At 57.2% G+C, this 18,353-nt stretch carries 22 protein-coding genes; 6 read left to right on the top strand and 16 right to left on the bottom strand.

Going from position 1 to position 18,353, the window contains the following annotated elements:
• Window positions 1–80: 80 nt before the first annotated feature.
• Both HBN98_RS21805 and HBN98_RS21800 read right to left on the bottom strand, forming a co-directional pair.
• Window positions 81–1,304: a methyl-accepting chemotaxis protein gene (locus HBN98_RS21805; RefSeq protein ID WP_414860583.1), complete on the bottom strand. Its 1,224-nt coding sequence runs from the start codon at window positions 1,302–1,304 to the stop codon at window positions 81–83.
• A 627-nt stretch (window positions 1,305–1,931) separates the two neighbouring features.
• Window positions 1,932–2,336 carry a TraR/DksA family transcriptional regulator gene (locus HBN98_RS21800; protein ID WP_003225981.1) on the bottom strand — a complete coding sequence of 135 codons (405 nt, stop codon included), beginning with the start codon at window positions 2,334–2,336 and terminating at the stop codon, window positions 1,932–1,934.
• A gap of 555 nt (window positions 2,337–2,891) precedes the next feature.
• On the opposite strand from HBN98_RS21800, the gene HBN98_RS21795 reads away from it, so the two are divergent.
• The 3 genes from HBN98_RS21795 to HBN98_RS21785 all read left to right on the top strand — a co-directional run bounded on the left by HBN98_RS21795 (window position 2,892) and on the right by HBN98_RS21785 (window position 5,576).
• Window positions 2,892–3,800: a MurR/RpiR family transcriptional regulator gene (locus HBN98_RS21795; RefSeq protein WP_083368781.1), complete on the top strand. Its 909-nt coding sequence runs from the start codon at window positions 2,892–2,894 to the stop codon at window positions 3,798–3,800.
• A gap of 61 nt (window positions 3,801–3,861) precedes the next feature.
• A complete protein-coding gene (locus HBN98_RS21790) occupies window positions 3,862–4,467 on the top strand; it encodes a glutathione S-transferase (RefSeq protein ID WP_083368780.1) in 606 nt (201 codons plus the stop codon).
• Between the two features lie 2 nt (window positions 4,468–4,469).
• The gene (locus HBN98_RS21785) at window positions 4,470–5,576 is read left to right on the top strand and encodes a DNA alkylation repair protein (protein ID WP_083368779.1); all 1,107 of its coding nucleotides are present in this window, start codon (window positions 4,470–4,472) and stop codon (window positions 5,574–5,576) included.
• Window positions 5,577–5,735: 159 nt separating this feature from the next.
• Here the strand turns inward: HBN98_RS21785 and HBN98_RS21780 are convergent, their stop codons facing one another.
• On the bottom strand, window positions 5,736–6,116 hold the full coding sequence (locus tag HBN98_RS21780) for a winged helix-turn-helix transcriptional regulator (RefSeq protein ID WP_083368778.1): 381 nt from the start codon (window positions 6,114–6,116) through the stop codon (window positions 5,736–5,738).
• 96 nt (window positions 6,117–6,212) lie between these two features.
• Between HBN98_RS21780 and HBN98_RS21775 the strand changes: the two genes are divergently transcribed.
• Both HBN98_RS21775 and HBN98_RS21770 read left to right on the top strand, forming a co-directional pair.
• Window positions 6,213–6,620: a DoxX family protein gene (locus HBN98_RS21775; RefSeq protein ID WP_083368777.1), complete on the top strand. Its 408-nt coding sequence runs from the start codon at window positions 6,213–6,215 to the stop codon at window positions 6,618–6,620.
• 10 nt (window positions 6,621–6,630) lie between these two features.
• A complete protein-coding gene (locus HBN98_RS21770) occupies window positions 6,631–7,374 on the top strand; it encodes an SDR family NAD(P)-dependent oxidoreductase (RefSeq protein WP_083368776.1) in 744 nt (247 codons plus the stop codon).
• Window positions 7,375–7,748: 374 nt separating this feature from the next.
• Here the strand turns inward: HBN98_RS21770 and HBN98_RS21765 are convergent, their stop codons facing one another.
• Window positions 7,749–8,036 carry a hypothetical protein gene (locus HBN98_RS21765; RefSeq protein ID WP_151101590.1) on the bottom strand — a complete coding sequence of 96 codons (288 nt, stop codon included), beginning with the start codon at window positions 8,034–8,036 and terminating at the stop codon, window positions 7,749–7,751.
• A 715-nt stretch (window positions 8,037–8,751) separates the two neighbouring features.
• Between HBN98_RS21765 and HBN98_RS21760 the strand changes: the two genes are divergently transcribed.
• Window positions 8,752–9,039, top strand: a complete 288-nt coding sequence (locus HBN98_RS21760) for a hypothetical protein (RefSeq protein ID WP_169844073.1) — start codon at window positions 8,752–8,754, stop codon at window positions 9,037–9,039.
• A 158-nt stretch (window positions 9,040–9,197) separates the two neighbouring features.
• Here HBN98_RS21760 and HBN98_RS21755 read toward each other — a convergent pair whose 3' ends face one another.
• The 12 genes from HBN98_RS21755 to HBN98_RS21700 all read right to left on the bottom strand — a co-directional run bounded on the left by HBN98_RS21755 (window position 9,198) and on the right by HBN98_RS21700 (window position 18,310).
• Window positions 9,198–9,854, bottom strand: a complete 657-nt coding sequence (locus tag HBN98_RS21755; RefSeq protein ID WP_083368775.1) for a DUF2931 family protein — start codon at window positions 9,852–9,854, stop codon at window positions 9,198–9,200.
• 11 nt (window positions 9,855–9,865) lie between these two features.
• Entirely contained in the window at window positions 9,866–10,522 is a 657-nt protein-coding gene (locus HBN98_RS21750) for a DUF2931 family protein (protein ID WP_083368774.1), read from the bottom strand.
• A 10-nt stretch (window positions 10,523–10,532) separates the two neighbouring features.
• Complete coding sequence (locus HBN98_RS21745; protein WP_083368773.1) at window positions 10,533–11,189, bottom strand: DUF2931 family protein; 657 nt, start codon at window positions 11,187–11,189, stop codon at window positions 10,533–10,535.
• A gap of 11 nt (window positions 11,190–11,200) precedes the next feature.
• On the bottom strand, window positions 11,201–11,857 hold the full coding sequence (locus tag HBN98_RS21740) for a DUF2931 family protein (RefSeq protein WP_083368772.1): 657 nt from the start codon (window positions 11,855–11,857) through the stop codon (window positions 11,201–11,203).
• Window positions 11,857–13,398: a phospholipase effector Tle1 domain-containing protein gene (locus tag HBN98_RS21735; RefSeq protein WP_083368771.1), complete on the bottom strand. Its 1,542-nt coding sequence runs from the start codon at window positions 13,396–13,398 to the stop codon at window positions 11,857–11,859. The genes HBN98_RS21740 and HBN98_RS21735 overlap by 1 nt, the downstream gene beginning before the upstream one ends.
• Before the next feature lie 139 nt (window positions 13,399–13,537).
• Complete coding sequence (locus tag HBN98_RS21730) at window positions 13,538–13,900, bottom strand: DUF6124 family protein (RefSeq protein ID WP_083368770.1); 363 nt, start codon at window positions 13,898–13,900, stop codon at window positions 13,538–13,540.
• 506 nt (window positions 13,901–14,406) lie between these two features.
• Complete coding sequence (locus HBN98_RS21725; protein WP_083368769.1) at window positions 14,407–14,928, bottom strand: GNAT family N-acetyltransferase; 522 nt, start codon at window positions 14,926–14,928, stop codon at window positions 14,407–14,409.
• A 94-nt stretch (window positions 14,929–15,022) separates the two neighbouring features.
• A complete protein-coding gene (gene dapF, locus HBN98_RS21720; protein WP_083368768.1) occupies window positions 15,023–15,841 on the bottom strand; it encodes a diaminopimelate epimerase in 819 nt (272 codons plus the stop codon).
• A complete protein-coding gene (locus tag HBN98_RS21715) occupies window positions 15,822–16,325 on the bottom strand; it encodes a GNAT family N-acetyltransferase (RefSeq protein WP_083368767.1) in 504 nt (167 codons plus the stop codon). Before HBN98_RS21715 ends, dapF begins: the two co-directional genes overlap by 20 nt.
• A 13-nt stretch (window positions 16,326–16,338) precedes the next feature.
• Window positions 16,339–16,551, bottom strand: a complete 213-nt coding sequence (locus HBN98_RS21710) for a DUF4287 domain-containing protein (protein WP_064587993.1) — start codon at window positions 16,549–16,551, stop codon at window positions 16,339–16,341.
• A gap of 127 nt (window positions 16,552–16,678) precedes the next feature.
• Entirely contained in the window at window positions 16,679–17,572 is an 894-nt protein-coding gene (locus HBN98_RS21705; protein WP_083369430.1) for a tetratricopeptide repeat protein, read from the bottom strand.
• 189 nt (window positions 17,573–17,761) lie between these two features.
• On the bottom strand, window positions 17,762–18,310 hold the full coding sequence (locus HBN98_RS21700; protein ID WP_083368766.1) for a cytochrome b: 549 nt from the start codon (window positions 18,308–18,310) through the stop codon (window positions 17,762–17,764).
• Window positions 18,311–18,353: the final 43 nt, after the last annotated feature.

Below are 18,353 nucleotides of genomic sequence, written 5' to 3'. Positions count from 1 at the left end.
AGTTGCCATGTTAATGAGTTCGCCACAGCGGAAACAGCAACGCTCGTGCACAGATTCATTGCGCCAGCGGTAACAATCGATCAGCGCGCAGCCTCCGGCTTATAACCCAGCCGCAGCCCGCCCCAATGCCGGCCCTTGACCATGATCGGCACCGACAGATCATGCATCAACTCCCCGGTGTCGCGGGTGTAAGTCTGCAACAGCACCGCTTGCTGATGACTGCCGCAGCGGATGCCGGTGCGGTCAGCGAACTTGCGTTTGGTGCGGTTGCCCACGGCGTCGACCTGCTGGTCACCGGTCAGCGGCTGACTGAACGCCAGGTTATGCGTCGGCACATAGCCCTGCTGCGTGCAGGCGATGGCGAACACCAAACCTTCATGGCGCGGCAGCAACGGCTCCTGAATCGCTGGCAGCACCTGATCGGTATAACGGTCAAATCGGGTTTGAAACTTCGCCGGTTGCGTCCCGGGTATCGTCTGATATTGGCGGTCGAACAGATCCTCAAGGCTGATTCGTCCCTGTTCGACATCCGCCTCGAACCGCGCCGCAATCTGGCTCGCGCCCTCACGCGCCAGGTCGTAGACCCGCTGGTGATAGTCATCCAGACCGACTTCGGCCAGACGCTCGCTGATGGTTTCCGCCTGGCCTTCCATCTGCACGGCAGCCTCGGCCAGGCGGCGGGTCTGTTGATCGCTGATCGCCAGATCACTGCGCATCTGCTCGATCGCCTTGAACAGGCTGTCGAGTTGCTCACGATTGGTTTCCGCGCCCCGGGCAATTTCGCCGACCTGACCTTCCACCCCGGCGGCCAGGCGGGCAATGTTTTCCAGGTGCTGACCAGTGTTTTCCACCTGCTCGACGCCGGTTTGCAGATCGCTGGACAGCTCGCGGATCTGCTCCACCACTTGTGCCGTGCGCTGCTGAATATCGGCGACCATCTCGCCGACTTCGCCAGTCGCCGACGCCGTGCGCGCCGCCAGACCACGCACCTCATCCGCCACCACGGCAAATCCGCGACCATGCTCGCCCGCCCGCGCCGCTTCAATCGCGGCGTTGAGGGCCAGCAGATTGGTCTGGCTGGCGATGGACTGAATCACCAGCGTCACCCGTTGAATGTCGTCACTGCGCAGGCTCAGTGCTTCGATCAACTCCCGGCTGGCATTGGCGCGCTGGCTGAGCTGGTGCATGCGCGCAATCGAATCCACCAGCTCGGTGCGCCCCGCCGCGCTGCTGTGATGCGCTTCACTGGCGGCGGCCAACGCTTCACGGCTGAGCTGCGAGGTGGCATGTTCGGTAGCGATCATCACTTCAGCGTTGCTGACAATCTGCGCCGCCGCATCGAGCTGCGATTCCAGCTTGCTGGCCAGTTGCTTGACGGAAAACGCCACGCCCGCGGCTGACAGCGCGTTATGACTGGTGGTGTAGGAAAGATCGCGAGTGAGTTCGGAAATCGCGCTGCCGGTGTCGACTGGTGCAGCATCGGCGACGGCGCGTGAACGCAGGCGTGGCAGCCAGATAATCAGCACCGCCAGCGGCAGGCCGATGTACAACGACCACTCACCCAGCGTCATGCCGACAAGCAACAGCATCAGGGCGATGCTTTGCAAAGTCGGAGCGATCCAGCGATTCTTCGGCAACAGCACTGGTGCGGGCAGAGCCCCAACCAGAGATCCATCTCTCGTCATATCAACACCCCACGCTTGTTCTCATTGTTGTGACTGCATTAAACGCCACTAGAACGCCATTATCCATGGTCCGTTAGTCGTGGAGTCTGCAGCAGGTCAATGGAAGCGCTCGGGAATAGTGCAGACGAGCAAAAGCAAAGATCGCAGCCTTCGGCAGCGCCTACAGTGGTTCACGAAAAACCATGTGGCGCTGTCGAAGGCTGCGATCTTTTGCAGGCGCCCCCCATTCAGGGGGCAGCCATGGAATCAGGCCTGACGCTGGTGCTTGTCGATCTGCTCGTGACGCTCTTGAGCTTCGATGCAGTACTTGGTGGTCGGGCTGATCAGCAGGCGCTTCAGGCCGATGGCCTCGCCGCTGTCGTCGCACCAGCCAAAGCTGTCTTCCTTGATGCGCTCAAGGGCTTGTTCCAGTTGCGGCAGCATGCGCTGGTCGCGATCGATCGCGTTGACCAGCCAAGTGCGCTCTTCTTCAACCGAAGCCGCGTCCGCCGGGTCGGCCGGGGTGTCCAGGCTTTCGATGGCGATACGGTTTTGCTCAATGCGCTCGTGGGTTTCGACTTTCATGTTCTGCAGCAGCTCAGTGAAGAAAGCGTGCTGCTCGGCATTCATGTAGTCATCTGCCGGCATAGCCAGCAACTTGTCCTTTGTCATTGATATCTCTATAAAAAAACGTGCATTAAGGCGAATTAGGGAGCGTTCCGGCGAACCGTGTCCGGTCGACGAAAAGGCATCGTTTATTGCAAACGCCACCCGGCACTCAATTTACGAAGGGGCGGCAGTCTAAGGCCCGTTTGAGGCCTCAGCAACTGTAAATACTGGGAATTTGTCCGACAACACCCGTAAACAGCTCTGACACAGGCGCCATGGCGGTCATCGGAGTGCGTTTATAGCAAGAAATTCAGTCGAGCGGCTGTATATAGAAGACAAACGGCTAACCGAGCGGCAGTTGGTTGCATTTTTTTCAGCCATGCCGCCCGCGCAGTGCATCGTTTCAGCTGCGCAGACGCCGAAAATCTCCCCTGCCAACTGTCCGCACCCCGCCTATCATCAGGCACACCGCACATCACTGTGGCGAGGGAGCTTGCTCCCGCTGGGTCGCGAAGCGGCCCCCAATTATTGGGCCTGCTGCGCAGTCCAGCGGGACGGTGCGACGATTCGACAAGCTCCCTCGCCACAGTGTGATTTGATCAGCCCAAAGGATAACTTATGCCCCGCCCCGATCTGCCGGCCAACGACGAGCGCCCCCTCGCCAGCCCCCCGATCAATGCCGAGCGTCTGCTGCAACTGATCACCGACGAATACGACAGCCTGCCGCGCCAACTCAAGCGCATCGCCAGCTACATGAGCCAGCAAAGCGACCGGATCATGGTCGACCGCATCAGCGACATCGCCCGGGAATGCGAGGTGCATCCGTCCGCCATCGTGCGCTTCTCGCAGCGCTTCGGTTTCAGTGGCTTCAGCGAAATGCAGGCGCTGTTCCGCACCGCCTACACCCACAAAGCCTCGCCGGTGCAGAACTACCAGCAACGCATCCGCAGCATGATCGCCAACCAGTCGCAGCACGCCAGCGACGGCGACCTCGCGCGCGAATGCATCGACGCGACCCGCTCCGGCATCGAACGCCTGGGCCGCGAACTCGACGACGTCGCGTTTGAAAAAGCCGTCGACCTGATCGTCAACGCCGACAACATCTATGTCGTCGGCGTGCGCCGCTCCTTCGCCGTCGCCGACTACCTCGTTTACAACTTGCAACACACTCAAAAGCGGATTCATTTGGTTTCGGGGTTGGGCGGCAGTTATCGCGAGCAGATGCGCAGCGTGCGTAGCGGAGATCTGGTGATCGCCATCAGCTTCACCCCCTACGCCAAGGAAACCCAACACTGCCTGCGCTACGCCCGCCAGCAACAGGCCAACACCCTGGTCCTCACCGACAGCCACCTCTCACCACTGGCGAAGAACGCCAACAGCCTGCTGCTGGTGAATGAAGGCAGCGCGCTGGCGTTTCGTTCGCTGAGTGCGACGTTGTGTTTGTGTCAGGCGTTGTTCGTGGCGGTGGCATATCGGCTGGAACTGAATGTGGATGAGATTCACGAGCAGGCTGGGTTTGACGACTGACATTTGCCTCAGGCTCGGCTAGGTTATGCCTTCCCACCGGTTCGACTTGAAGGAACGCGTCATGAAACTGATCGGCATGCTGGACTCCCCCTACGTTCGCCGCGTGGCGATCTCCGCCAAACGCTTAGGGATCGACCTCGAACACCAGTCAGTCTCGGTGTTCCGCCACTTCGAGCAATTCCAGCAGATCAACCCGGTGGTCAAGGCGCCCACGCTGATCCTCGATGACGGCGTGGTCCTGATGGACTCCACCCTCATCCTCGACTACCTGGAAGCCGTCAGCGGCAAAAGCCTGCTGCCGAACGACCTCAAACAACGCGCCCATGCCCTGCGCCTGATCGGCCTCAGCCTCGCCGCCTGCGAAAAAGCCGTGCAGCTCTATTACGAACGCAACCTGCGCCCGGCCGACGTTCAATACCAACCGTGGGTCGAGCGTGTCGAAGGCCAACTCGCCGCCGCCTTCACCGCCCTCGAACAGGAACTGGAAAAAACCGGCCTGCCCACCGACGGCACCCTCACCCAGGCCGGCATCAGCCTCGCCGTCGCCTGGAGCTTCACCGACCTCGTCGTCCCCGACCAGATCGACGCCCGCCGTTACCCGCATATCGCCCAATACACCGCCTACGCCGAAACCCTCGAAGCGTTCGTCAGCACCCCGATGACCTGACCATGAGCACCACCGACACCGCCGCCCCGGCGTTAAAGGAAATCTTCAACGCCGAACGCCTGCAACACATCGCCACCGAAATGAGCACCGTGTACCCGGCGTTCAAGGCCAAGGCGTTTCTCAAGCACGCCAACCAAGGGCTGGCGGACTTGTCGGTGATGCAACGCATGGCCCGCGTCAGCGAAAGCCTGCACGCCGTGCTGCCACTGGACTACGAAGATTCCCTCGAAGTCCTGCGCGAACTCGCCCCCCGCCTCAACAGCGGATTCGTCAGCATGTGCCTGCCGCACTACGTCGCCAGCTACGGCAGCCACGCCTTCGACACCTCGATGCAAGCGCTGAAATACTTCACCACCTTCGGCTCCTCCGAATTCGCCATCCGTCACTTCCTGCGCAGCGACCTCGAACGCTCGCTGGAACTCATGCACGACTGGACCCAAGACGAAAACCACCACGTCCGCCGCCTCGCCAGCGAAGGCACCCGCCCGCGCCTGCCCTGGTCATTTCGCCTGGAATCCGTGCAGGCCAACCCGCAACTGGCCGCCGGCATCCTCGACCGATTGAAAGCCGACGAGAGTTTGTACGTGCGCAAGTCCGTGGCGAATCATCTGAATGACGTGACCAAGGAGCATCCGGAGTGGGTGCTGGACACAATTGAAGGGTGGTCGCTGGAGAACAAACACACGGCGTGGATTGCCAAGCATGCGTTGCGCAGTTTGATCAAACAGGGCGATTTGCGCGCGCTGACGGTGATCGGTGCGGGGGCCAAGGCTCAGGTTGAGTTGTTGGACGTGCGGGTTGAGCCGGCGGTGGTGAGGCTGGGTGAGGCGATTACGTTGTCGTTTACGGTGAAGTCGACGGTGGCGCATGAACAGCGGTTGGTGATTGATTATGCGATTGACTATGTGAAGGCGAACGGCGGGGTTTCGGGGAAGGTTTTCAAGTTGAAGACGCTGGTGTTGGCGGGGTTTGGGGAGGTGGTTGTGGGGCGGAGGCAGGTGATTAGGGATTTTACGACGCGGAGGCATTTTGTGGGGCGGCATGGGGTGCGGGTTATGGTTAATGGGGAGGTTTGGGGGAGTGCTGCGTTTGAGATCGTTGCTGAATGATACCGGTAATAGATTCCGTTGATCTGGCAGTGCTCGGACTGATAGAAAATTAGGGATGGGGCTGCTTTCGGCCAAAAGCAGTCAGTCATGACCGGCCGTTCGACCCATTGCTGCCTTTCAAGCTACACCCAGATCGACTCAAATCAGTCGTTGATCCAACTAGATTGTTTTTGCTTTGCGGCCACGTGAGGCGGGCCTCACCGGCACGCTTCCGCCGTATTCGTTCCACCATTTAGCGAGCGCCTCCATCGTCGGTCCGAGTGCACGTGCTTTTGCAGTCATTTCATATTCAACACGCGGGGGCACTTCTGCGAAGACCGTTCGCGAGATCAAGCCATCGCTCTCAAGCTCTCGAAGTTGCGCCGTCAGCATGTGTTGTGTAATGCCGCTGATCGCTTTGCGCAGTTCCCCAAAACGGTAGATTCGCTGGTTTAGCAGCCACATGATCTCCAGCTTCCACTTGCCTGAAAGCAGCGAAAATGCGCGCCGCATTTCCTCATGCATATTGATCTGACCGTCATCATTAGTCTGGTTTTCCATACTAAGCACCAGTTTTTCATCCTACTTGTGGTCTTTCATATTAAACGACATCTTTGCCCCAAGTCGAAGTAACAACACCTGTTTAGGAAAAACCTCATGATCGTAAATTATATTTATTGGGTTAGCACAGCGCTGCTTTCGCTGCTCTATTTCGCCTCTGCCTCGATGTACATCGCCAAAGGAGACTTTGTTCGCAACGCACAAGCGGAGTTGGGCTATTCAGCCGCCCATCTTGTGCCGTTGATGATCGTGGTGAAGATACTGGGGCCCATCGCGATCTTGTGGCGTTTCAATGTGGCAATCAGTGATCTGGCGTATGCCGGAATGTTTTATCACCTGTTGCTATCAGCGTCAGCCCACCTGGGTGTTCGTAAACCCAAAGGTTCTATCCCGGCAGCCGTTGGGATCATTCTCCTCGCTGCTTCCTTCGTGACACAAAACGTTGTTCGCGAAAATCCATCGCCTTATGCGCCGATGGCGATCATTCATGATGCTTTTAAGTGAGGGGAATACTATGACCCGACTCAATGGAAAAGTTGCTATTGTCACCGGCGCCGGCCGTGGTATCGGCCGAGCCACCGCTAACCTTTTGGCGGCGGAGGGTGCGAAAGTCGCGATCGTTTCGCGCACGGCTGAAAATGTTGATCAGGTGGTTGCCGATATACAGGCCGCTGGCGGTGTCGCCCTCGGAATCGTTTGCGATATCGCTGATCCCGATCAATTTCCTGTCGCTGTCGACAAGGTGATGGCTGCCTATGGACGAATCGATATTTTGGTTAACAATGCTTTCGATCCCTCTGCGGTTTTTTCATCGGTGAATGAGCTATCGGCCGAGTTGTTGCAGCGTAATTTAGAAATGGGCCCGATTGCTTATCTGCGAACAATGCAGGCGTGCTATCCCCACCTCAAAGCTAGCGGTGAGGGCCGGGTTATTAACTTCGCTTCCTTGGCCGGCGTAATTGGTATGCAGGGCTATGCGCCTTACAACATGGCAAAGGAGGCAGTACGTGCTTTGACTCGCACTGCGGCCAGGGAGTGGGGCGCTGACAAGATCACTGTCAACAATGTCATGCCGGTTGCTGATACTTGGGGAACAGCAGTCGATGCGCCCGCCCCCACTAACGCGCTTGGCCGTTATGGATCACCGGAAGAGGATATTGCGCCAGTGGTATTGTTTCTCGCCAGCAGGGACTCGCAGTTCTTGACGGGATACAGCCTCACGCCTGACGGAGGTCAAATCATCGACAGCGCCCGCTAACTGTCGTGTCCAAACACTAAACGCCAACTCAACGGAAATCAGGAAACACTCCATGCTATGTCTCCTGATTAGCGGTCAAGCGGAATGCGGATGCGGTTGCGGCGGCTGCATTCGATCCAAAGTAATCCTCTATCACATGGGTCGCGCTAATAGAAATTCTCACCATGCATAACATTCAGAACAGGCGAAAAGACGGATGTTGAACGTCCGCTTGTGGCCGTTAGCGGTCGGTTGCGAATGTCTGCTTTTGGTTGATCTCTGCCAGTTGTTGCCTTGTAGCGTAGGGCTTGAACCTACCTTGGCTATCATTCAGAGAATGGACTGTTGAACAAGATGTACCAATGTTGATCCAGCCTTCGGCGAGCTGTTAAGCGTTACAGCCATTGGTAGGAAGCGCCGTTGACAAGCTGCTGTCGTGCTTTGTTCGATAGCCATGGGAATCCCGACGCAAGACGAGCATCTGCAAGCGAGCAGCCATCGGCAAAGTCCTTGCTCGCAAGCCAACCTTCTCTCTCTATTGCAGTACCCCAGGCACGCCGCAGTTGTTCGAGGTCATTTGTGTCGAGTGATGGTGCAGATGATATCGACTCATAAAACTCCCATGGCTGCTCCCAGCGATCAAACGCCTCTATTGCTGAAATCAACTTGCGATACGACTTCATTGTGGTACCTAAAGGTTAGCGAAGTGGGCATACGTGGAATCCTCATTGAATGACCCGCTGGCGGCCATTTTCCGTCGGCCTTATCGCAAAAATTACTGTTTTGCCACTAGGCTGTGCAAGTACAGCTTTTGGCCGAAAACGGTAGGCCAGGTACGGCGGTTTCCGGCCACATAGCGGTCAGTCAGAAGTAGGAAGAATGCAGTTCAGAATCTGAAAATTCAGCTCGATAATCGCCTGCGTCAGTGCCACTCCCTAAAACAGTGCATGCATTGACGCGCACGCCAAGTCCTCAACTGCCCTCCGCAGAATGAGCATCGGGCAATTTTTTGCTCGCAAAGAGGCCTCATCCGATGGCGGAAATATTCCCAGACAACATTAGGATCAATATTTTCTCGGAGGACTATCTCATCTACTACCGCCTGATCACCCTTCTCGTGGAAAGCCCCGATGATCGCTAGCGTTTCAATTGATGGACAGTAACCAGTTATTGAATCGCCGCATCGATTACAAACACGTTGACCATAGTCAGCAGTCATAAATTCGCTTCAGTACGTGGAACTGGAGATGACCTTTCTACTAGACGCCGGGTGCAGTGACAACGTCCGCTCTGGGTCGGAAAACGACGGTCTGACTATTCGCCCCAGAGCGAACCTTGGTTTGCGGAACTGAGGGGGAATCACCAGGGCGTTAATATCGTGTATCGCGGTGATCGCTTATGATCGAACAAGGCTCCCTCAGGCTGGAACTGACAATCTGGCAATACGATTCTGATGTAGAAATTCAGATGTGGGAGACGTCATTATCCAAACCGATTATCAAGTACACGTTGCTCGGATGCCCTGGTATCCGGGTTGTTGACGATAAGCGCGGCACATTTGTGGAGTTCGCCGCATCGAATACCTTCACCGGACGCTATGACGGATATTCGGTAATTCCTTACGGCTTGAGGCTTTGGGTCGATCCACAGTTTTTTCTAGAGCCGTTTAGCTATGGGGCTGCTTAGCGTCATAGGTGGTCATCAACCACGAATGACCGCTTTGGCCAAAGCGGACCTTCGTTGAACACAGCATTGACGCGACAGCTACCGAAGATAATGACTCAACACAACGGCACTGAAGCGTTGCCTTCATCACAAATGTTCCATTCAGGTAAATGCCACGACTACCAACTTCCATATGGAATGCCAAATCTTTCGATATACCGCTTGGACTTTTCGCTGACGGGATACGCATAGCGCCCTTGGTTCTTACCTTGACTAGGCCCCAGCGGTTCGACCTCTGCCTGCGCTCTGGCGACTTTGACAGGGCGATGGCACTCGTCTCGAACAAAAACTTGTACAACGCCCCCTGGAGCCAATCCCAAATAAATAGATGCGCTGTAGCTGGCCTGTTCCTCCGGTGTTTCCGGGCAGCGCTGACTGACCGATTGCACCATCAATTGCCTCGCCTCTTCAGGCACGTCCACCCATACCTTATAGGTCTGCGGCTCGACGGTGGACTGCCAGCGCACGTAAATGCGTTTGGGCAAGTCAGCGCCAACCACTGGTTTCGCAGCCGCGCCTACCGCATGCCAACCGCGCGCGGACTCTTTGCCATTCTCTGGCTCTCCACCAGCGGCAGTGCCTCCTCCCGTGCGCGTGAATAGCTTGCCGTTTATGTCTTCGACGGCACTGTCCTCAACCCAAACCTTCATGTAATAGGGCTCGGTGAACGCAAGCTCCCACGATTCGGATTTCGGGTCGTTTTTTACGGATAGCGGATACGCAGACTGGCAGCCGCTCAGGAACAACACGCATACCGCCACAATGCATTGCTTCATGGGTTTACCGTTTACCAACTCCCATAAGGGATGCCGAATTTATCGATATATCGCTTGGACTTTTCACTGACGGGATAAGCGTATCGCCCTTGGGTTTTCCCCTGACTTGGTCCTAACGGTTCGATTTCAGCTTGGCCTTTGGCAACTTTGATTGGATGGTGGCAAGAGTCTCTAACCCACACTTGTACGACACCTCCGGGAGCCAATCCCAAGTAGACCGAAGATATATAGGTAGCTTTTTGGTCTGGGGTTTTCGCACACCGCTGGTTGACTGAGGTCAGCATCAATTGTCTGGCTTCTTCGGGTATCTCCACCCATGCGCGATAGGTTTGAGGTTCCACGATGGATTGCCAGCGGACGAAAATTCGTTTTGGGAGATCAGCGCCTACCACTGTTTTAGCGGATGCACCCACTCCGTCCCAACCTCGGGCCGATTCTGTGCCGTCTTCAGGCTGTCCACCCGATGCGGTTCCACCGCCAGTGCGTAGAAACGTCTTGCCCTTTATATCTTCTACGGCGCTGTCTTCAACCCAGACCTTCATGTAGTTAGGCTCGGTAAAACCGAGTTCCCACCATGGAGATTTAGGGTCGTTCTTTGCTGAAAGCGGATCGTTTGACTGGCACCCGCTGATCAACAGAACACAAAGCATCGTTCCAAGTAGTTTCATCAAGTGACGGTTACCAACTCCCAAACGGAATGCCGTACTTGTCGATGTAGCGCTTGGCCTTCTCACTCACCGGATAGGCATAGCGCCCGCCGTGCTTCCCCTGCTCCGGGCCTAACGGTTCAAGTTCGCCTTGGGCATGAGCGACTTGGACCGGGCGATGGCATGAGTCTCTGACCCACGCTCGTATTCCCCCACCTGGGGCTAGGCCCACATACAGCGATGCCATGTATCGAGCAGTCTTTTCTGGAGTTTCCGGGCAACGCTGGTGCGTTGATTCCACCATCAATTGCCTCGCCGATTCTGGAATTTCAATGAAACCCTTGTAGGTCTTCTGCTCTGATATGGACTGCCAACGGACGAAGATGAGTTTGGGAAGATCGGCACCGGTTACCGGAATACCGGAACCACTAACAGTGCCCCAACCACGGGCTGACTCTGTGCCATCTTCTGGTTCACCTCCGGCGGCGGTGCTTCCGCCCGCCTTGAAAAAAGTCCTGTTTTTGATGTCCAGGACTGAGCTGTCTTCTACCCAAACCTTCATGTAGTTCGGTTCTGTGAAAGCCAGCCCCCACCAATCCGATCTCGGATCGTTCTCGGCTGAATGTGGGTCAGTAGTCTGGCATCCAGCTACCAGTAAAACGCTCAAGATTAATATGACTTGCTTCATTGGCGGATGGATTACCAACTCCCGTACGGGATACCGAATTTATCGATATACCGCTTGGACTTTTCGCTGACAGGGTATGCATAACGCCCTTCGCTCTTACCCTGACTCGGCCCTAATGGCTCGATCTCGGCTTGCGCCCGAGCGACCTTGACCGCGTGATGGCATGAATCTTTAACCCAAGCCTGCACAACTCCACCGGGAGCGAGTCCCAAGTAGACCGATGCCATAAACCGGGCTTCTCGGTCAGGCGTTTCCGGGCATCGTTTGTTGGTGGATGACACCATCAGTTGCCTTGCCTGCTCTGGTATATCTACCCAGGCTTGCCAGGTTTTCTTTTCGACGATCGATTGCCATCGAACGTATATGCGGACGGGAAGACCGGCCCCGACCACTCGCTTTCCGCTGCCATCAACGATGGACCATCCACGGGCTGACTCGGTGTCATCTTCAGGCTCACCACCCGCCGCAGAGCCTCCATTGGCTTTGAAGAAAACCTTGCCGGTGACGTCTTGGACAGAACTGTCTTCCACCCAAACCTGCATATAGTCAGGCTCAATGAAGGCAAGCTCCCACCATTCGGACTTGGGATCGTTTTTGCCGGATAGCGAGTCAGCAGACTGGCAGCCAGTCATGAACAACACACAAATCAGGGTGACAAGTAATTTCATTACCAGAGCGTCCAGTCAGGTACGTGGGGGTGTTGCACACGAATCGAGTCGGTCGTAGGTGCATTGATATAGACGGCTCTTACACCACTGCCATCTCTGCGACCCAAGGGATGATTCCAATTTGCCGAGGTGTGAATGTACTTCAGCTTCAGCATCTCATCTTCCTGGGGCGTGACGCTGTAATCCCCTGCCAAAAAACGATCACATAATGCTTGAAGCTCTGAGGGAACGGCCAGTTCAGGTGTATCTGGAATGTCCTTAAAGCGGACGCCCTTCTCTTTCGCCAACTTGTGCATCACTCGTAAGTAAACCCTGGACAACAGGCCGCTCACTGGGCGCTTAAGTTGCAAAGCGGCATAAATGCGTTTCATGCGTGGGCCGAATTCGTTTTTCGCTGTACCTGTTAAAAGAAGAGGATCAGGTGTGACGATCTCCAGCATTTCCGCAGGCCAGCCCTTGGCAAGCCACTGTTCTCTGATTGTCACCGCGTCACGGTAGATCGAAGTAGAGGCCACCTCTGTGTATTGGGGTACGTCGAGGGTTTGCATTGGGCTGACTAGAACATTTTCTAAGGCGTCTTCAAGGTAACCGCCGCCTATGTCGGAGTGGACACCCGGCAGAGTAATCTCAAGATGATCAGGTTTTACGCGACTCAAAGCGAAGTTGGCTCGACATTCATCACGAGCCGTTAGCTGAACAACATCAGTGAAAAAACGCCGGTCCAAATACAACTTTATTCCCGTCGCCACTGGGCTTTGGATGTTGCCCAGATTGGACCAGCCGGCAACTGAAGGCACGGTGTCGAATAGACCAATAAAGCCCATGTTGATGCTGCTTTTGTATTGGTCATTGAATGTTGAGCTGAAATCTCTGGCGTTGCTACGCAACACCTCCCCGAGAGGACCTTGCTTGCCGCGTGCAATTTCGTTGGCAAAGTGTCGCGCGGCGGCAGCCCCCCGACTGAACCCGAACGTGTCGAACGTCAAAGAGGTAATTTCACTGTTGGGGTGGCTAGCCAACAGCCCCTCAATACGCAGCTTGATTTCTGAAAAAGAGAATTGCACACGACCGGCCACACCTGTTTCGCCTCGGCCAGTGCCAGCACCGAACTTGCTGTCTTCTTGGCCCGAACGGGTACCGATGCCTTCGATATACACCACGCGGAATGCTTGCTTTTGCGCGCCATCACCTTCGGCGCCTTGAGGGGCGTAATACAAGTCACTCAGTTTTTGCACGTTGCTGGTGTCATTGCCGTAGCTGCTGTCCGGGTCTTTCATGAACGGCTTGCAACTGGCGTCAATATCTTTGGCAGCAATGGGATGATGTGCACCGCAGAGCAACCCAGCGGCAGCGTTATTGGCGTTATTGCCTGTGCCGTCGAAGAAAACTCCAATACGCAGTGCAATGCCAATTTTTTCACGCGCCGATGAGGGCTCTTTCCCGTGCTTCTCATATTCCGCCCAACGCTGGGCATGAATATCGACGGGTTTGGCTTCTTCGTAGCGGTAGTTTTTCGGGGGGTTGGGAACGTAGCCACTCAATCCTTGATTCCTTGTTCTGATCCTTGAAGAACGGGCCGAAGGGTGCCAGCCGAGGCTTGGGGGCGCAAGGCGTGGCCCTGTGCCAGCGCGGTTGAGACCGTGTGGTGCGACGAGGGTTCGGGCTCGTCGCACCGGGTGGTCAGTGGGCGATTTCGACGTTGTCGAGGGCCTGGTTTACGGCGAGTTCGCCGAGCATGACGACTTGGGCGATGCCCAGTGCGGTTTTGCGGTGGGAGGTGTCGAGCATGGCGGCGAAGTTGTTGAGCATTTCGCTGGCGCAGCCGAGGGTTTCGCTGGCGTTGGCGAGCAGGGATTCGGTGTCGCACTTCGGGTTGGCGAGGAACATGGGTTCGGGTTCGTGGGGGCTGGCCATGATTTGAGTGGCCGGGGACAGGTAGTGGTCGAGGGCGCGCTCGGCGGCTTCGTTGAGCTTTTTGGAATCGAGGGATTCGTAGGGGGATGCGAGGTCGGTTTCTGGGGGGTTGGGTGTTGGTTTGATCATGGTGAAACTCCTGATTGTTCATTAGGAGCTACCGGCATCACTTGCAGATGATGGGTGGCAGCTGTGCGCGGGTCTGCAAGACCGGGAAACCAGGAACCCGGCAGACCCGAAGGTCTCCCGCACAAAGCTGCCATTGGTTGGACGCGAACGGGCGTCCATTTGGCATGGCTATGCGACTGGTTTCGGCGGGCTTGCAGACCCGATCACTGATGAGCAGTGACAGGAATCAAGTTACGGAGGGCGCGCCAGACGCACAAGCCGGCGGATTCTGGCGTAGTCGTAGGCGATGGCGCAAGACGTTGTAGGGCGTAGGGGGTTACGGAAGGCTTCGTTTAAACAGTGGTGGTTTTACTGTTTATTTCGGTCAGCGGTTGATGGGGTGGATGGACTGGCGTCTTCGCTAGCAGGCTAGCTCCCACAGGGATTGTTGCCTCGGTTGAGATTGGTGGTGGCTGGGCTGACGTCTTCGCGAGCAGGCTCACTCCTACAAGGGGGATGTGGTCGAATCAGCGCGCATCTCGTTGGATGCGGAAAATCAGGCTGGGGGCTTTGCCCGGTACGTCGTCCAGCTCATCGATACGGCGCATGCCGATTTTCTCCAGAACGCGGATGGACGCGACATGATCCGGCCTGACCAGGCCGAAGACTTCAGGCAGCTCGAGATGATCGAAGGCGTGGGTCAGCGCGGCTTGTGCAGCCTCTGTCGCATAGCCGTGGCCCCACGCTTGGACGGCGAAGCGATAGCCGAGGTTGATGACCTGTTTGCCCAGGTAGTCGTGGGCGGCGATGCCGGCGAATCCGAGGATCTGCTCAGGGGCTTGTGCGCTGCTGAGTGCCCACCATCCGTAGCCGTGGGTTTCCCAGTGTTGCAGCCAGCGATCCAGCAGTGCTTCGGCCTGGGCGATGTCGGTCATGGGGCCGGCGGGGTTGAACAGGTTGGTTTGCGGGTCGCCGAAAATGCTGAAAACGGAGGGCAGGTCTGCTTGTTGTGGGCGTCGGTAGAGCAGGCGTGCTGTAGTGTCTGGCATGGTCGAAACCTAGGGGTTTTCGTTGGTTCAACAGGTTATGTGGCGGCTGGGCTGGCGCCTTCGCGAGCAGGCTCGCTCCCACAGAGGGCGCGTTTCACTTGGGATCGAGTTGGTGGTCAGCGATGGTGCCAGTGAAGCTCGCCTCTACCGGGCCGCTGAGGATGATTGGGCCTGTGCCATCCCAGTGAACCATGACGGGGCCGCCGTCGCATTCGACTTCAACGGTGTTATCCAGCAAACCTCGGCGCATGCCGTTGACCGCCGCCCCACATGAGCAGGAGCCCGAGCCGAGCGGGATGGCACCGTTTCGTTCCCAAATGCGCAGGCGTATGTGCCGGCGGTCGATGATCTGCACGAAGTGGACGTTGGTTTTGCGGGGGAACAATGGGTGGATTTCCAGGCGTGGGCCGACGGTGGCAATGTCGACGGTGCTCAAGTCGTCGACGAAAAACGTGCAATGCGGATTGCCCATACTGCACGCAGCGGGGTCGCCGGACAGTGGCAATGTGAGGGTGTCGAGTGCCTGCGCCAGCGGGATGTCTGCCCAGTCGAACAGCGGCTGACCCATCTCCACCGAAATCGTGCCCGACGGTGTGCGCTCGCAGGTCAGCAGACCACGTTGGGTGCGCAGGACGATCAAGGTGCGGCTGGTTTCACGCATCAGTCGGTCGGCGGCGCCGCGCGTGGCGCTGCCGCAGACCTCGAGCGCCGAACCGTCAGCGTTCCAGAACTCCAGGCGCGCATCGGCGTCTTCGCAATCGAGCATCACAGCGAGCTGGTTGAAGCCGATGCCGCGATGGCGATCACCCAGACGCCGGGCCAATTGACTGGTAACGGGGTTGGCGCTATTACGTGCGTCGATCACGACGAAGTCATCGCCGTTGGCGTGCATCTTATGGAAGGTGAGTGGCATTCGCTGCGCCTCTGCTCCGCGTCATGTTGATCAGCGCCACACGCCTGCCACCCGGCGCAGCACGCTCTTCGATGGAGAACGGCACGAAGCCGAGTTTCGGGTAAAGCAGCAACCCAGCGGTGTTTTCGTTGAAGCAGGACAGCTGCACTTCCCTGGCCTGATACTTTTCGAAGCCGACGGCGGTCATGGTTTCGACAATGTAGCGAGCGACACCCTGGCCCCGGGCGTATGGCGCGACGATGACGTTGCCGATGCAGCAGACGCCGTCGTGCTCGGCACGGTAGAAGTTGGCGAAGCCGACGAACTCGCCGTTGGCCAAGAACGCCGTGGAGTCGAAGCGCTGGCTGATCGCGGTGTGCATTTGCTCTTCCGTCAGCGGGAAGCTCGCTTTCGGGAACATGAAGAACAGCTCTTGTTCGCCTTGCGGAAAGCTGCAGAGGGTTTTGACGTCGTCGGCCGTCACTGGCCGGTGGGAGAAATTCATCGCTGCCCTGCCCTCACTTTTTAACCGTCAGATGATGCGCAACCAAGGCGTTGGCATGACCGTGGCCCATGCCGTGTTCCTCCTTGAGCCACGCCACCAGCTCCATGTGCTTCTTGTCGGTGATGCCGGCGAGCAGGTTCAGCCAGTGCTCGATAGGCTGGCCGTATTTCTTTTCGATAGCGGGAAAGTACGACGCCGGGCCTTTTACCTTGTTGTCTTCGCTCATGCTGCCAGCTCCCTTGGGTCACGACGGAGGGTCGGCGGACGCTCCTTGTCGGCAGGTCATAGAGTGGACGCGGGACGCTGTTCCGGCAAGTGGCCCATATAGGCATGTTCGTGCTACGCCGCAGCACTTATTTTCTTGATAGCGCTCTGAGTCGTTCCCTCTCGGTCAGCCCGTCTGTTCTGACGCTGGCGATGGTCGCGTGATTCTTCTGCTCCGGCGGCAAGATCGGATCACCGGGGAATCGGTAATCGCTAAAGCCTTGCAAGACCTTTTGGTCGATAGCGCTGTTGCCACAGCTTTGCTGCAGCGAGATCACTGGCACTAACGAACCGGGTGTGTACGTCAGCTCCAGCAGTACGGGTTTGCGCTCGGGGGTCGAAAGCTTTTCTTGCGCCAGACTTTCCTCGATCTCTCGCATCGTCTCTCTGACGCCGAACTGCACCTGACGGACGTAAATCTTGTTGTACTGCTGTTGTTGCTCGGTCGTCATTGCCACGCCTTTGGCGCGCAGGCGTTGGAGGTTGTCCCAGGCGTTGGCTTTGAAGTAGAGGTTCAGTGCACCTTGAAGATCCTGCGGGCCACCTCTGCCGTTTTCCAGGAAATCGGCCACTTTGAGTTCCATTTCGGTATTGCCGGGTTCGGCGATGGAACGCTGATAAAAATCCCTGGCTGCCACCATATCCACCGGCCCGCCGACACCCGCTGCGGCCATGTCGCCCAATCGGCTATAGACATTCGGCGCTCTTCGGGCCACTGACTCATAGATATCCTTGGCCTTATCGATGTCCTGCGGCACGCCACGGCCCTGTTCGTACATCTCGCCGAGAATCACTTTGCAGTTGGCGTTCTGAGTACTGAGATAGCGAATTTCAGCGACTTGCTGCTCGCTCATCGACGCTTGTTTGAAGTAGTTGGCACAACGGAAAGTGGGGAATTCCTGATCCGCAACCTGAAGATGGTTGAGCGATTTGCAGCCTGCGACGAGGGCGGTAAGCGCCAGTAAAGCAACAACCTTGTTCATGAACGGCATCCGTTGAAATCGTGCAGATTTCATCGGCAGGCAGGTGCAAAACCTGAAGCGTCGATTACTTGAACACACCACAAAACTTGTAGGAGTGAGCCTGCTCGCGATGGCGTCTGTTCAGTCGACACCCGTGCTGACGGGTCTACCGCTATCGCGAGCAGGCTCACTCCTACAGGTAGATCAAGGTTAATCCGTGCGGCCCGGCAACATCCGAACCAGCGTGTTATCCCGCACCCAGTAGTGGTGAAACAGCCCCGCCGCCGCGTGCAGGCCGATCAGCCAGTAGCCCGCGCTGCCCAGCGTTTCATGCCAGTACTTGAGTTGTTTGGCGAAGTCCGGGTCGATCGCCACCGGCGCCGGGACGTGGAAGCCGAAGTACGGGAACGGTTTGTCGGCGGCGGCGAGCATCAGCCAGGCGAGGATCGGCGTGGCGATCATCAGCCCGTACAGCGCCAGGTGCATCAGGTGCGAGATGCCGGTCTGCCAGGCCGGTGGCTTGGGGGTGATCGGCGGGCGTGGGCTCAGGCGGCCGAGCAGGCGCACCCAGACCAGGACGAAGATGCTCGTGCCGAACAGGCCGTGGAAGCCCATCAGCAGGCCGCGCGCTTCGCTGCCCTTGGGCATGAAGCCCTTGATTTCGACGCAGGCATACACGCCGACGAACAGCGCCAGCATCAGCCAGTGCAACGTAATTGACAGTTTTCCATAACGCGGTACGGCGTTGTCGCGGGTCATGATTAGCGCCTCGATAGTGTCGTGAGCGACGGTCGATTCGTTC

Source organism: Pseudomonas koreensis (assembly GCF_012986595.1).
In the GTDB taxonomy this organism is placed as follows: Bacteria; Pseudomonadota; Gammaproteobacteria; order Pseudomonadales; family Pseudomonadaceae; genus Aquipseudomonas; species Aquipseudomonas koreensis.
The sequence above is the reverse complement of the archived record's forward strand: the minus strand, read 5'-3'. Positions and strand labels throughout refer to the sequence as shown.

Bases quoted from the DNA above. Each gene is read 5' to 3' on its own strand.
- HBN98_RS21730 (WP_083368770.1), bottom strand. From the start codon at position 13,900: ATGATCAAACCAACACCCAACCCCCCAGAAACCGACCTCGCATCCCCC.
- HBN98_RS21790 (WP_083368780.1), top strand. From the start codon at position 3,862: ATGAAACTGATCGGCATGCTGGACTCCCCCTACGTTCGCCGCGTGGCG.
- dapF (WP_083368768.1), bottom strand. From the start codon at position 15,841: ATGCCACTCACCTTCCATAAGATGCACGCCAACGGCGATGACTTCGTC.
- HBN98_RS21725 (WP_083368769.1), bottom strand. From the start codon at position 14,928: ATGCCAGACACTACAGCACGCCTGCTCTACCGACGCCCACAACAAGCA.
- HBN98_RS21755 (WP_083368775.1), bottom strand. From the start codon at position 9,854: ATGAAGCAATGCATTGTGGCGGTATGCGTGTTGTTCCTGAGCGGCTGC.
- HBN98_RS21775 (WP_083368777.1), top strand. From the start codon at position 6,213: ATGATCGTAAATTATATTTATTGGGTTAGCACAGCGCTGCTTTCGCTG.
- HBN98_RS21795 (WP_083368781.1), top strand. From the start codon at position 2,892: ATGCCCCGCCCCGATCTGCCGGCCAACGACGAGCGCCCCCTCGCCAGC.
- HBN98_RS21780 (WP_083368778.1), bottom strand. From the start codon at position 6,116: ATGGAAAACCAGACTAATGATGACGGTCAGATCAATATGCATGAGGAA.
- HBN98_RS21760 (WP_169844073.1), top strand. From the start codon at position 8,752: ATGATCGAACAAGGCTCCCTCAGGCTGGAACTGACAATCTGGCAATAC.
- HBN98_RS21805 (WP_414860583.1), bottom strand. From the start codon at position 1,304: ATGATCGCTACCGAACATGCCACCTCGCAGCTCAGCCGTGAAGCGTTG.
- HBN98_RS21785 (WP_083368779.1), top strand. From the start codon at position 4,470: ATGAGCACCACCGACACCGCCGCCCCGGCGTTAAAGGAAATCTTCAAC.
- HBN98_RS21700 (WP_083368766.1), bottom strand. From the start codon at position 18,310: ATGACCCGCGACAACGCCGTACCGCGTTATGGAAAACTGTCAATTACG.
- HBN98_RS21745 (WP_083368773.1), bottom strand. From the start codon at position 11,189: ATGAAGCAAGTCATATTAATCTTGAGCGTTTTACTGGTAGCTGGATGC.
- HBN98_RS21800 (WP_003225981.1), bottom strand. From the start codon at position 2,336: ATGACAAAGGACAAGTTGCTGGCTATGCCGGCAGATGACTACATGAAT.
- HBN98_RS21710 (WP_064587993.1), bottom strand. From the start codon at position 16,551: ATGAGCGAAGACAACAAGGTAAAAGGCCCGGCGTCGTACTTTCCCGCT.
- HBN98_RS21740 (WP_083368772.1), bottom strand. From the start codon at position 11,857: ATGAAATTACTTGTCACCCTGATTTGTGTGTTGTTCATGACTGGCTGC.
- HBN98_RS21765 (WP_151101590.1), bottom strand. From the start codon at position 8,036: ATGAAGTCGTATCGCAAGTTGATTTCAGCAATAGAGGCGTTTGATCGC.
- HBN98_RS21770 (WP_083368776.1), top strand. From the start codon at position 6,631: ATGACCCGACTCAATGGAAAAGTTGCTATTGTCACCGGCGCCGGCCGT.
- HBN98_RS21715 (WP_083368767.1), bottom strand. From the start codon at position 16,325: ATGAATTTCTCCCACCGGCCAGTGACGGCCGACGACGTCAAAACCCTC.
- HBN98_RS21750 (WP_083368774.1), bottom strand. From the start codon at position 10,522: ATGAAACTACTTGGAACGATGCTTTGTGTTCTGTTGATCAGCGGGTGC.
- HBN98_RS21705 (WP_083369430.1), bottom strand. From the start codon at position 17,572: ATGAACAAGGTTGTTGCTTTACTGGCGCTTACCGCCCTCGTCGCAGGC.